A 13,579-nucleotide genomic window follows, 5' to 3' on the forward strand; every position below is an offset into this window, starting at 1 on the left:
AGCAGGATAAACGGAGATAACACATGTTTGAACCGATGATGGAAATGTCTGACGACGCAGTAATTAAAGTCGTTGGGGTTGGTGGCGGTGGTGGTAATGCCGTTGAACACATGGTACGTGAATCCATCGAAGGCGTGGAGTTCATTAGCATCAACACTGATGCGCAAGCGCTTCGTAAAACAAGCGTTAATAGCGTAATCCAGATTGGTGGTGACATGACCAAAGGTCTGGGTGCAGGCGCTAACCCTCAGGTTGGGCGTGACGCTGCTCTCGAAGATCGAGATAGAATTAAAGAAGAGCTCGATGGTGCCGATATGGTATTTATCGCAGCTGGCATGGGTGGCGGTACAGGTACAGGAGCTGCTCCAGTTATTGCAGAAGTAGCAAAAGAGCTGGGCATTCTTACTGTCGCTGTTGTCACTAAGCCATTTAGCTTTGAAGGCAAAAAGCGTTTGGCTTTTGCTGAGCAAGGAATTGAAGAGCTGTCTAAACATGTAGACTCATTAATTACAATTCCAAACGAAAAGCTACTGAAAGTACTGGGTCGTGGTATCACTCTACTTGAAGCTTTTGCTAGCGCGAATGACGTACTTAAGAATGCAGTACAAGGTATTGCAGAGCTTATTACTCGTCCTGGCATGATTAATGTCGACTTTGCGGATGTTCGTACCGTGATGTCGGAAATGGGTCATGCAATGATGGGTAGCGGCGTTGCCAAAGGCGAAGACCGTGCTGAAGAAGCAGCTGAGATGGCTATCTCAAGCCCACTTCTAGAAGATATCGATCTCGCTGGTGCTCGTGGTGTTCTGGTTAACATTACAGCTGGTCTTGATATGCGTCTGGATGAGTTTGAAACAGTCGGCAACACAGTGAAAGCATTTGCTTCAGATAATGCTACAGTTGTTATTGGTACTTCGTTAGACCCTGATATGGCTGATGAAATTCGTGTGACTGTTGTTGCTACTGGTATTGGTACAGAGAAGAAACCTGACATCACATTGGTGGCTGGTGGAAAAACGAAAGTTGCCTCTGTTGCTCAGCCACAAACTCAGCCAGCAGCACCTACTCAGCAGCCAGCTGTCAATAAAGTGGAAGAAAAACCGGCACCAAGTTTGCAAGAGAAACCTCAGGTGACTCCTCAGCCGACAAGTTCTGCTCCTTCGAGCTCCGGTGCTGGTCAACAAAGTGCTGCACCGAAAGCTGATAAGGACACTGGGTATCTGGATATTCCAGCATTCTTACGTCGTCAGGCTGACTAAAATTAAATCATAATTTGACACTGTTCAAAATTATGGTACGATTCGCGGTCAATATTGCTTATTGACCGTGTTTTGTAGCAATTAGTACTGAGGCAAGCAGATGATCAGACAACGTACTCTGAAAGAAATGGTGAAAACAACTGGTGTGGGTCTCCACTCTGGTCGTAAAGTTACACTTACTCTTCGCCCAGCGGCTGCAAACACAGGTATTATTTACCGCCGTACGGATGTAAATCCACCTGTCGACTTTCCAGCAGATCCTGAATCCGTTCGTGACACTATGCTTTGTACCGCATTGGTTAACGACGAAGGTGTGCGTATTTCAACGGTTGAACACTTAAATGCCGCACTTGCTGGTATGGGGGTGGACAACATTATTGTTGAAGTAGACGCCCCTGAAATTCCAATCATGGATGGTAGTGCTAGCCCTTTTGTGTTCCTTCTGCAACAAGCAGGAATTGAAGAGCAAAACGCGCCGAAGCGATTTATTCGTATCAAAAAGCCTGTACGTTTTGAAGACGACGATAAGTGGGCGGAGTTTGTTCCATTCAACGGCTTCCGTATGGACTTTGAAATCGAATTCAATCACCCAGCGATTGATTCTGATGAGCAGCATTTATTGTTTGACTTCTCTTCGCAAGGCTTTGTGAAGGAAATATCCCGAGCTCGTACCTTTGGCTTTATGCGTGATATCGAATATCTACAATCGCAGAATTTGGTGTTAGGCGGTAGTTTTGATAACGCTATCGTGTTGGATGAATACCGTATTCTTAATGAAGAAGGTTTGAGATTCGAAAACGAATTTGTGACTCATAAAGTATTGGATGCTATTGGTGACCTTTACATGTGTGGGCACCCAATAATTGGTGAGTTCCGTGCGTTTAAATCTGGCCATGGTTTAAACAACCAATTGCTGCGTTCTGTTCTAGCAGATCAAGAAGCGTGGGAGTGGGTTACGTTTGAAGAAGAAGCGGTTTCACCGGTCGCTTTCGCAGAACCAAGTATGGTTGTAGCGTAAAAAGCATAAGATTTGAAAAGCCAGGCGAAAGCCTGGTTTTTTTGTTTTCGGCGTTTGCCGCGTGGCAAAGATCTGCCCAGAGCGCTTCAAAAGATCTTGCCGATCAAAGTGAGTTTTTAGGTCCAGTCGACAAATATATTCGGTTTGGCGGGTATATTTTTATTCTCAGCGGATAAACATCCATCATATAACGAACAAAAATAAAGAATGCTTCAAACAAATCACCTTGTTATTGGTCGTTAGAGGCAAAATTCCTTAAACTAACCGCCACTTAAGCCTTGAAATCTATAGTTCTCATCGCAATATCTGAGTAAAGTGATTTATCTCAGTATTCTTAGTTCAAAACTGTTAGAGACTGAAGGCATAGAATGTAGATCGGGCCCGATCTAAGTAAAGAGAGATGCATAGCAAATGATAACTAAGCTACTGACAAAGGTAATTGGCAGTCGCAACGACCGCACGTTACGTCGCCTTAGAAAAATTGTAAAAGAAATTAATAATTATGAGCCAACCTTCGAAGCGCTTTCTGATGAAGAATTGAAAGCCAAAACGGTTGAGTTCCGCCAGCGTCTTGAACAGGGTGAAACCTTAGATAAACTGTTACCAGAAGCGTTTGCGACAGTACGTGAAGCATCAAAGCGTGTTTATGGTATGCGTCACTTCGATGTCCAGCTTATTGGTGGTATGGTGCTCAACGCAGGTCAGATTGCTGAAATGCGTACTGGTGAAGGTAAGACTCTGACAGCGACGCTGCCCGCTTATCTTAATGCTCTAGCAGGAAAGGGCGTACATGTTGTTACCGTGAACGACTACCTAGCAAAGCGTGACGCTGAGACAAACCGTCCTCTTTTCGAATTCCTTGGCATGACAGTTGGCGTAAACGTGCCAAATATGCCGCCACCAGAAAAGAAACAAGCTTATCTAGCGGATATTCTATACGGAACCAACAATGAGTTTGGTTTTGATTACCTTCGCGACAATATGGCCTTCCGTGCTGAGGATCGTGTACAGCGTGCTCGCTTCTTTGCGGTAGTGGATGAAGTTGACTCGATTCTTATCGATGAAGCACGTACACCTTTGATTATCTCAGGTCCAGCAGAAGACAGTTCTGAACTATACACGCGCATCAATACCCTTATTCCACATCTTCAGAAACAAGATCAGGAAGACTCAGAAGAGTATCGTGGTGATGGTCATTACACGGTTGATGAGAAGTCGAAACAGGTCCACCTGACAGAGACTGGTCAAGAATTTGTTGAAGAGCTGATGATCAAGAATGGTCTAATGGAAGAAGGGGATACGCTATACTCTCCGGCAAACATTAGCCTGTTACATCACGTAAATGCAGCTCTACGTGCGCATGTTCTGTTTGAAAAGAACGTTGACTATATCGTCAATGAAGATGGCGAAGTGGTGATCGTTGACGAACATACTGGTCGTACTATGCCTGGTCGTCGTTGGTCAGAAGGTCTTCATCAAGCTGTTGAAGCTAAAGAAGGCGTGAAGATTCAGAACGAAAACCAAACGCTCGCATCTATTACCTTCCAGAATTTCTTCCGTTTGTATGAAAAATTATCTGGTATGACGGGTACTGCAGATACGGAAGCGTTTGAATTCCAATCTATTTATGGTCTTGAAACGGTTGTTATCCCAACCAACAAACCAATGATTCGTAACGATATGCCAGATGTGGTTTATCGTACTGAAGCAGATAAATTCAATGCGATCATTGAAGATATCAAAGAGCGTGTAGCCAAAGGTCAACCTTCTCTAGTGGGTACGGTTTCGATCGAAAAGTCTGAATTGCTATCCAACGCACTGAAAAAAGCGAAGATCAAACACAACGTCTTGAACGCGAAATTCCACGAACGTGAAGCGGAAATTGTTGCTGAAGCGGGTACACCGGGTGCGGTGACAATCGCTACGAACATGGCAGGTCGTGGTACTGATATTGTGCTAGGCGGAAGCTGGCAGGCGAAAGTGGATTCAATGCAGAATCCAACGCAAGAGCAGATCGAAGCTATCAAAGCAGATTGGAAAGAAGTACACGACAAAGTTCTTGAGGCCGGTGGTCTGCACATCATAGGTACTGAACGTCACGAATCTCGCCGTATTGATAACCAGTTACGAGGCCGTTCTGGTCGTCAGGGTGATGCAGGTTCTTCGCGTTTCTATCTATCAATGGAAGATTCACTATTGCGCATCTTTACGTCTGATCGCATGGCTAGCCTTATCCAGAGTGGTATGGAAGAAGGGGAAGCGATTGAATCTAAGATGCTATCTCGCTCCATCGAAAAAGCACAACGTAAGGTGGAAGGCCGTAACTTCGATATCCGTAAACAACTGCTTGAATACGATGATGTAGCGAACGATCAACGTAAAGTCGTGTATGAGCTTCGCGATGAGCTGATGAATGTAGAAGACATCAGCGAAATGATTGAGCAAAACCGTGCTGATGTAATCAGCGCTGTGATTGATGAGTACATTCCGCCACAATCTCTGGAAGATATGTGGGATGTAGAAGGCCTTCAAGAGCGTCTGAAAAACGACTTCGATTTGGATGCGCCAGTTAAACAGTGGCTCGAAGAAGACGACAAGCTGTACGAAGAAGCACTGCGTGAGAAGATCCTTGATACGTCTGTTGCTGTTTACAAAGAGAAAGAAGCAGTGGTGGGTGAGCAGGTACTGCGTAACTTTGAAAAATCCGTCATGCTACAAACGCTGGATACGCTTTGGAAAGAGCACTTGGCAGCAATGGACCATTTACGTCAAGGCATCCACCTACGCGGCTACGCGCAGAAGAACCCGAAACAAGAGTACAAGCGTGAGTCGTTTGAGTTGTTTGAAGGTCTTCTAGATGCGCTTAAATCAGACGTCATTACTGTTCTGTCGAAAGTGCGAGTTCAGCAACAAGAAGAAGTTGAACGTATGGAAGCACAGCGCCGTGCCCAAGCGGAAGAAGCGGCTCGTCGTGCTCAAGCTCAACATGCATCAGCTGAGAATCAACTTTCTGATGAAGAGGGCAATGAAAGTACACATCAGCCAATGGTTCGTGAAGAACGCAAAGTTGGCCGAAACGAGCCATGCCCTTGTGGTAGCGGTAAGAAATACAAACAGTGTCACGGTCAAATTAATAGCTAATTTGAAATCGTCAATGAAAAGTAAAGAGTCGCTTAGGCGGCTCTTTTTTTAAGGAAAATTACTATGAAACGTATTCATATTGTTGCTGCCATCATTTTTAATTCCGACCAATCGGAAGTGTTCATTACCAAGAGACCAGACGACAAGCATAAAGGAGGCTTTTGGGAGTTTCCTGGTGGCAAAGTGGAGTCGGGCGAAACCATAGAGCAAGCGATTGTTCGTGAGCTGGATGAAGAAGTCGGAATTCAGGTGAGAGAGCAGAGTTTGTTTGAGCACCTTGAGTATGACTACCCGGAAAAATCACTCAAGTTTGATTTCATCAGCGTGACCAGATTTGACAACACTCCTTATGGTAAAGAAGGGCAACAAGGGGTTTGGGTTCCAGTCTGTGAGCTTGCTGACTATGCATTCCCAGAAGCTAACATGCCTATTTTACGTCGCGTGATGAACGAGTTTGCTTAGAGATAGCTAAGGGTTGATCGTTTTGAGAAAAATTTAGTCATGAAAGATCATCCGACCCTAGCCAGCAGTGCTTAATGTTGGTAGTTTTAATCCACTAAGCACAAGTAATGATAATAATGGAGAGATGCAATGGTACGTATTGCAATTGCAGGAGCTGCGGGCCGTATGGGCCGAAACTTAGTTAAAGCCACTTATTTGAACCAGCAGGCTCAGGTAGGTGCAGGCTCCGAGAGACCAGAGTCATCTTTAGTCGGTGTGGATATTGGTGAACTGTGTGGTGAAGGGAAGTTTGACATCGTACTTACTGATGATCTAACAAAAGACATCGATAACTTTGATGTGATCGTCGACTTTACTGCACCTTCAAGCACGCTTGCCAACCTTGAGCTCTGCAAGCAACACTCAAAGGGCATCATTATTGGTACGACGGGGTTTACCGAGCAAGAACGTGAACAAATTGACGCGTATGCTCAGTACGTGCCTGTGGTTATGGCACCAAACTACTCTGTGGGTGTAAACCTGGTCTTTAAGCTCCTCGAAAAAGCCGCCAAGGTGATGGGCGATTATTGCGATATTGAAATTGTTGAAGCACACCATCGTCATAAAGTAGATGCACCATCAGGCACTGCAATTGGTATGGGAGAAGCGATTGCTGATGCTATGGGCAACAAGCTAAGTGATGTGGCAGTCTACGCACGTGAAGGCATCACAGGTGAGCGTACTAAAGATGAAATTGGCTTCGCGACCATCCGCGCCGGTGACATCATTGGTGAGCATACAGCAATGTTCGCTGATATTGGCGAACGTGTAGAAGTGACCCATAAAGCCACAGATCGTATGACTTTTGCTAATGGTGCAATTAAGGCAGCGGTTTGGCTTAATGAGAAGCCAGCGGGCTTTTACACTATGACAGATGTATTGGGTCTAAACGAGCTTTAGTTTGTAGGGATTTGTCCGGCTTCTTAGTATTAAAATGAAGCTAGAAACTAAAAATAAATAATTATGCGCTGGGCTTGCCCGGCGCTTTTTGTATCTGGCTTAAATTGGCAATCCAATAAACTAGTTGAAGTACGATATTTGCATCTAAGTTTATTGCTTATTTTGGTTGCTTGTGTGTTAATTTTTGTTTAGTTGCTTAAAAGTGGTGGTAACTATGTGTTGTTCAACGTTTGCGCGAAAATGATAATAAAAACCGTGATCTCGGATATGTTGAAAATACTCCATTTCATAATTTGTTCACCTTATCTCCTTGTTAGCGGGACTAAACTGTATATTTTAGCCATCTAAAAACATTTTTGGTTTTAACTGCTCTAAATATTAAATTTATTTTTGCGTCTCTGTTGACACTTCTTTATCGCCTCATTAGAATACCGCCAATTTGTCTAAATAACCTGAAAGCGCTTTTTTATTGCGTGAAGGAAGGCAAGTTTGCAGTTTAATTTATTATTTTTGCATTTTTATTCTGGAGGTTGTCTTGAGTAAATCAGCACTGTTAGTCCTAGAAGATGGGACAGTGTTCCGCGGAGTTTCCATTGGAGCAGATGGGTCGTCCGTTGGTGAAGTTGTTTTTAATACCTCGATGACGGGGTACCAAGAAATCCTCACTGATCCTTCCTATTCCCAACAAATCGTAACACTTACTTATCCTCACATAGGCAATACCGGAACCAATTCCGAAGACGAAGAATCCTCTTCCATTCATGCACAAGGCCTTGTGATTCGCGATCTCCCTCTAATCGCTTCTAACTTCCGTAACGAACAATCCCTTTCTGATTACCTCAAATCGCAAAACATCGTTGGTATCGCTGATATTGATACGCGCAAGCTGACTCGCATTCTGCGTGAAAAAGGTGCACAAAACGGTTGTATCGTTGCGGGTAACAACTTAGACGAGGCTCTAGCTCTGGCTAAAGCAAAAGAATTCCCTGGCCTAAAAGGTATGGACCTTGCGAAAGAAGTTACAACAAAAGAAGCGTATCAATGGAAACAAGGTTCGTGGACGCTCGAGGGTGGACTTCCTGAGGCGCAAGACGACAGCGAATTGCCATATCACGTTGTTGCCTATGACTTCGGTGCAAAACGAAACATTCTGCGTATGCTCGTTGACCGAGGTTGCCGCTTAACAGTAGTTCCTGCTGAAACCAGTGCAGAAGAAGTTTTGGCGCTTAACCCTGACGGCGTGTTCTTGTCAAACGGCCCTGGTGACCCTGAACCATGTACTTACGCTATCGAAGCGACCAAAGTGTTCTTGGATAAAGGTTTGCCAATCTTTGGTATCTGTTTAGGTCACCAAATCCTTGCGTTAGCGTCTGGTGCGCAAACCGTTAAGATGAAATTTGGCCACCACGGTGCTAACCACCCAGTTAAAGACCTAGATCGTAATGTTGTGATGATTACTTCTCAGAACCACGGTTTTGCTGCTGATGAAGCAACATTGCCTGAGAACCTACGTGCAACTCACGTGTCACTATTTGATGGCTCTCTACAAGGTATCCACCGTACAGATAAGCCAGCATTTAGCTTCCAAGGTCACCCTGAAGCAAGTCCTGGTCCACATGACGCAGCACCACTATTTGACCACTTTATCGAACTAATCAAACAACACAGCGCTTAATTCGGAGTAGTAGAGAATGCCAAAACGTACTGACTTAAAAAGTATTCTAATTCTAGGTGCAGGCCCGATTGTTATTGGTCAGGCATGTGAGTTTGACTACTCTGGTGCTCAAGCATGTAAAGCACTGCGCGAAGAGGGTTATCGAGTTATCCTTGTAAACTCTAACCCTGCAACCATCATGACTGACCCAGACATGGCGGATGCGACTTACATCGAACCAATCCAGTGGGAAGTGGTTCGCAAGATCATTGAGAAAGAACGTCCAGATGCAGTACTGCCTACTATGGGTGGCCAGACGGCTCTTAACTGTGCTCTAGACCTTGAGAAGCACGGCGTACTTGAAGAGTTCGGCGTAGAGATGATCGGTGCAACTGCTGATGCTATCGACAAAGCAGAAGACCGTTCTCGTTTTGATAAAGCGATGAAGTCCATCGGTCTAGAGTGTCCACGTGCGGATACGGCTAAGACGATGGAAGAAGCTTACAAAGTTCTCGATATGGTTGGCTTCCCATGTATCATTCGTCCTTCATTCACTATGGGTGGTACTGGTGGTGGCATCGCTTACAACAAAGAAGAGTTCGAAGAGATCTGTCGTCGTGGTTTGGACCTTTCTCCAACCAACGAGCTTCTAATCGATGAATCACTAATCGGTTGGAAAGAGTATGAGATGGAAGTGGTTCGTGACAAAGCGGACAACTGTATCATCGTATGTTCTATCGAAAACTTCGACCCAATGGGTATTCACACTGGTGACTCAATTACAGTGGCACCAGCCCAAACGTTGACTGACAAAGAGTACCAGTTGATGCGTAATGCATCTCTAGCAGTACTACGCGAAATCGGTGTTGAGACAGGTGGTTCAAACGTACAGTTTGGCATTAATCCGAAAGATGGCCGCATGGTTATCATCGAGATGAACCCACGTGTATCTCGCTCTTCTGCTCTTGCTTCTAAAGCAACAGGTTTCCCAATCGCTAAGATTGCAGCGAAACTGGCTGTTGGATTCACTCTTGATGAGCTACAGAACGACATCACGGGTGGCGCGACTCCTGCGTCATTCGAACCAACAATCGATTACGTAGTAACTAAGATTCCTCGTTTTAACTTCGAGAAATTTGCAGGTGCTAACGACCGCCTGACAACTCAGATGAAGTCCGTTGGTGAGGTTATGGCTATCGGCCGTAACCAACAAGAATCTCTACAAAAAGCGCTTCGTGGCCTTGAAGTTGGTGCCAACGGTTTTGACGAAATGGTTGATCTGGATGCGCCTGATGCACTAACAACCATTCGTCATGAACTAAAAGAAGCTGGCGCTGAGCGTATCTGGTACATCGCAGACGCATTCCGTGCTGGTATGTCAGTAGATGGCGTATTCAATCTAACGGCAATTGACCGTTGGTTCCTAGTTCAGATTGAAGAACTGGTTAACCTGGAAAACCAAGTTAAGGCAGGCGGTTTTGCTGGCTTGACTGAAGATGTGCTACGTAAGATGAAGCGTAAAGGTTTCTCTGATGCTCGTCTCTCTTCAATTCTTGGTGTCTCTGAGAACGAAATTCGTCGCCTGCGTGACCAGTACGATATCCACCCAGTATACAAGCGCGTTGATACTTGTGCGGCTGAGTTCTCTTCTGACACCGCTTACATGTACTCATCTTACGATGAAGAGTGTGAAGCGCAGCCGACAGACAAAGACAAGATCATGGTTCTTGGTGGTGGTCCAAACCGTATCGGCCAAGGTATCGAATTTGATTACTGTTGTGTACACGCTTCACTAGCTCTGCGTGAAGATGGTTATGAAACTATCATGGTTAACTGTAACCCAGAGACAGTTTCTACTGACTACGACACGTCAGACCGTCTGTACTTCGAACCAGTTACGCTTGAAGATGTGCTTTCAATCGTACGTGTAGAGCAGCCAAAAGGGGTTATCGTTCAGTACGGTGGTCAAACTCCACTTAAGCTGGCTCGTGCTCTAGAAGCAGCAGGTGTACCAATCATCGGTACTAGCCCTGATGCCATAGACCGCGCTGAAGACCGTGAGCGTTTCCAAGCTGCCGTTGACCGTCTGGGTCTTCTACAGCCAGAAAACGCAACAGTAACGACAATTGAGCAAGCGGTAGAGAAATCGAAAGAAATTGGCTTCCCACTGGTTGTACGTCCTTCATACGTACTAGGTGGTCGCGCAATGGAAATCGTCTACGACGAGCAAGACTTACGCCGCTACTTCAACGAAGCGGTGAGCGTATCGAACGAGTCACCAGTGCTTCTGGACCGTTTCCTAGACGACGCAACTGAAGTAGATATCGATGCTATCTGTGACGGCGAGCGCGTAGTTATCGGCGGTATCATGGAGCACATCGAGCAAGCGGGGGTTCACTCTGGTGACTCGGCATGTTCACTACCTGCTTACACGCTAAGTCAGGAAATCCAGGATAAGATGCGTGAGCAAGTAGAGAAGCTAGCTTTCGAACTTGGTGTACGCGGTCTGATGAACACTCAGTTTGCTGTTAAAGATAATGAAGTTTACCTAATCGAAGTAAACCCTCGTGCTGCTCGTACAGTACCATTCGTATCTAAAGCAACGGGTGCTCCACTAGCGAAAATCGCTGCACGTGTTATGGCGGGTCAATCTCTAGAGTCTCAGGGCTTTACTAAAGAAATTATCCCACCTTACTACTCAGTGAAAGAAGTGGTACTTCCGTTCAACAAGTTCCCTGGTGTTGACCCACTGTTAGGTCCAGAGATGCGCTCTACTGGTGAGGTAATGGGTGTAGGTGCAACGTTCGCAGAAGCTTACGCGAAAGCAGAACTTGGTTGTGGCGCAGTTTACCCAGAAGGTGGTCGTGCACTGCTGTCAGTTCGTGAAGGCGATAAGCAGCGTGTGGTAGACCTGGCGTCTAAGCTAACTAAGCTTGGTTACCAACTGGATGCAACGCACGGAACAGCAGTTATCCTAGGCGAAGCAGGTATCAACCCACGTCTGGTGAACAAGGTACACGAAGGTCGTCCACATATTCTTGACCGTATCAAGAACAACGAGTACACCTACATCGTCAACACCGCGGCAGGTCGTCAAGCGATTGAGGATTCAAAAGTACTACGTCGTGGCGCATTGGCTGAGAAAGTGAATTACACAACGACACTGAATGCAGCGTTTGCAGTGTGTATGGCACATACGGCTGACGCTAAAACGTCAGTGACTTCAGTTCAAGAGCTGCACGCTAAAGTGGCACAGAACGAAGCGTAATAAAAACCAGTAGGCTCGCAACAGAGCCTATATGACAACCTCATTGCCCGCTCTTTTGAGCGGGCTTTTTTATGCGGTGTATTAGAATGATGAAAAAATGGAATAGGTCAATTTCGATGCTTTCCTTATCCGACTGGAAAGCTCAGTGTTATGGTTATGGCCATTGTTTCGCTGTTTAGACATACGTCATGGAAATCTCCCTCGAAATACTGACCGTACTTTTCTTTGTTGCTACCGCTGCAGGCTTTATCGATGCCATGGCTGGTGGCGGTGGTTTATTAACGCTACCTGCGCTACTAGCGGCGGGTGTTCCCCCGACTCAAGCCTTAGCGACAAACAAGTTGCAAAGCTCATTTGGGAGTTTTTCTGCTAGCTGGTATTTCGTGCGTAACGGTATTGTCAGCATTAAAGAAATGCGCTTAGCCATCCTGTGTACTTTCATCGGCTCGGCGATTGGCGCAGAAGCAGTGCAGTATATTGACGCAAGTACCCTGACCAGTCTTATTCCCATTCTTCTTGTCGCTATCTCGCTTTACTTTTTGCTGATGCCAAAAACGAAACAACACTCGGGGCAAGCCAAGCTGTCAGAAGCGATGTTTGCTTTGTCCGTAGGCGGTGGGGTTGGGTTTTATGATGGTTTCTTCGGCCCGGGAACAGGCTCCATTTTTACTGTGTGTTTTGTTGCCATTGGGCATTTTTCGTTGGTCGATGCGACCGCTCGTACCAAGGTGTTGAACTTTACTTCTAACATCGCTGCATTATTGTTTTTTGTGTTGGCAGGGCTGCCTATTTGGGAGTTAGGATTGGTGATGGCAGTCGGTGGGTTCTTTGGGGCTCGTATGGGAGCGAAAGTGGTCGTGACCAAAGGACAAAAATGGATCCGTCCCCTAGTGATCGTGATGTCGATGGCGATGGCATTTAAACTGCTTTGGGAACAGCATCAACAATGGTTGCTATCAGCTTTTTAACTCGAGGCGACTGATACACACTCTGTCTGACGCAAATATGGATAGGTCGGATTAGGTGTTGTAATTGTTTGAAATGAAAGCAATGTTTATCGGGAATATTGAGCGCTTTAATTATTGAGTGAGGGATCAACGCTGGCGCTGTTCCGCCTAATGCCAGCTGAGCTGCAGCGGTGTAAGCATCCATTTCCATGATTGGCTTGATACCGAGCTTTTCTAGTGTGATGAGTTGGTAGCTGTTGGCGGGATTGGTCAAATCGTTGGTGATGATTTTGTCGGGTAATTGCTTTAAAGGTGCATCGTTTACGACAGCGAAAGGCTCATCAAATAAGTGAAAGGTCATCAAGCCATGGTGGGCTGGCAGTAAACCCGCGCAGAGGCCCAGCGTTGCTTTACCTGATTGAACATGTTCTACAATACGAGGTGTGTGGTTGGTCGTGATAGTAATGTACTGATCGCTTTTAATGTAGTTGCCAATGGTCTTGCCTAGGTACCCTGCAATTAAAGACTTTGAGCTATCGAGTTTGATGAGGGAGGTATCTTCCAACTCTTGTTGTTCATAGATCAGACCTCGCAGCTCGTTAAAAGAAGGACCTATGTTGTCAATCAGAGCCTGCCCATCGGGTGTTAGTTTGATTGAACGGCCAGAAGGTTCGATCAATTTCTTACCGAGTTTTTTTTCCAGGTTGGCGATTCGTTTACTGACTGCTGATTGACTGATATACAGTAAGCTGCCAGTTCGGCTCATGGTTTTCGCTTTACTAAGAACTAATAAAGTTTCGATGCCTTCAAGTAACATAGCTACTGATGAAAACTAGGAATGGGTCAATCAATGTAACGGAAAAAAAGCTCGCTTGCACTGCTTCTTTCTAA

General features: G+C 45.6%; 9 protein-coding genes. 8 read left to right on the forward strand and 1 reads right to left on the reverse strand.

The features are described from left to right. The first annotated feature begins 23 nt into the window (after positions 1-23). From ftsZ to IX95_RS20125, 8 genes are all read left to right on the forward strand, one after another. The gene (gene ftsZ / locus IX95_RS20090) at positions 24-1,259 is read left to right on the forward strand and encodes a cell division protein FtsZ (RefSeq protein ID WP_006957992.1); all 1,236 of its coding nucleotides are present in this window, start codon (positions 24-26) and stop codon (positions 1,257-1,259) included. 100 nt (positions 1,260-1,359) lie between these two features. Continuing rightward, on the forward strand, positions 1,360-2,277 hold the full coding sequence (lpxC, locus tag IX95_RS20095; protein ID WP_006957991.1) for a UDP-3-O-acyl-N-acetylglucosamine deacetylase: 918 nt from the start codon (positions 1,360-1,362) through the stop codon (positions 2,275-2,277). 411 nt (positions 2,278-2,688) lie between these two features. Beyond that, entirely contained in the window at positions 2,689-5,418 is a 2,730-nt protein-coding gene (gene secA / locus IX95_RS20100; RefSeq protein WP_038163490.1) for a preprotein translocase subunit SecA, read from the forward strand. Positions 5,419-5,481: 63 nt separating this feature from the next. Continuing rightward, the gene (gene mutT / locus IX95_RS20105; RefSeq protein WP_021457958.1) at positions 5,482-5,880 is read left to right on the forward strand and encodes an 8-oxo-dGTP diphosphatase MutT; all 399 of its coding nucleotides are present in this window, start codon (positions 5,482-5,484) and stop codon (positions 5,878-5,880) included. A gap of 129 nt (positions 5,881-6,009) precedes the next feature. Beyond that, complete coding sequence (gene dapB, locus IX95_RS20110) at positions 6,010-6,819, forward strand: 4-hydroxy-tetrahydrodipicolinate reductase (RefSeq protein ID WP_038163492.1); 810 nt, start codon at positions 6,010-6,012, stop codon at positions 6,817-6,819. A 535-nt stretch (positions 6,820-7,354) separates the two neighbouring features. Beyond that, complete coding sequence (carA, locus tag IX95_RS20115) at positions 7,355-8,494, forward strand: glutamine-hydrolyzing carbamoyl-phosphate synthase small subunit (protein WP_019274504.1); 1,140 nt, start codon at positions 7,355-7,357, stop codon at positions 8,492-8,494. A 16-nt stretch (positions 8,495-8,510) separates the two neighbouring features. Then, a complete protein-coding gene (carB, locus tag IX95_RS20120; protein WP_038163494.1) occupies positions 8,511-11,741 on the forward strand; it encodes a carbamoyl-phosphate synthase large subunit in 3,231 nt (1,076 codons plus the stop codon). A gap of 188 nt (positions 11,742-11,929) precedes the next feature. After that, positions 11,930-12,709 (forward strand): TSUP family transporter, encoded by a 780-nt coding sequence (locus IX95_RS20125; RefSeq protein ID WP_038163497.1) that lies wholly within the window; start codon positions 11,930-11,932, stop codon positions 12,707-12,709. On the opposite strand, the gene IX95_RS20130 is transcribed toward IX95_RS20125, so the two are convergent. Next, complete coding sequence (locus tag IX95_RS20130; RefSeq protein ID WP_019274507.1) at positions 12,660-13,505, reverse strand: LysR family transcriptional regulator; 846 nt, start codon at positions 13,503-13,505, stop codon at positions 12,660-12,662. The genes IX95_RS20125 and IX95_RS20130 overlap by 50 nt on opposite strands. Between the last annotated feature and the right edge of the window lie 74 nt (positions 13,506-13,579).

It is taken from the genome of Vibrio sp. B183, from assembly GCF_000740665.1.
GTDB lineage: Bacteria > Pseudomonadota > Gammaproteobacteria > Enterobacterales > Vibrionaceae > Vibrio > Vibrio coralliilyticus.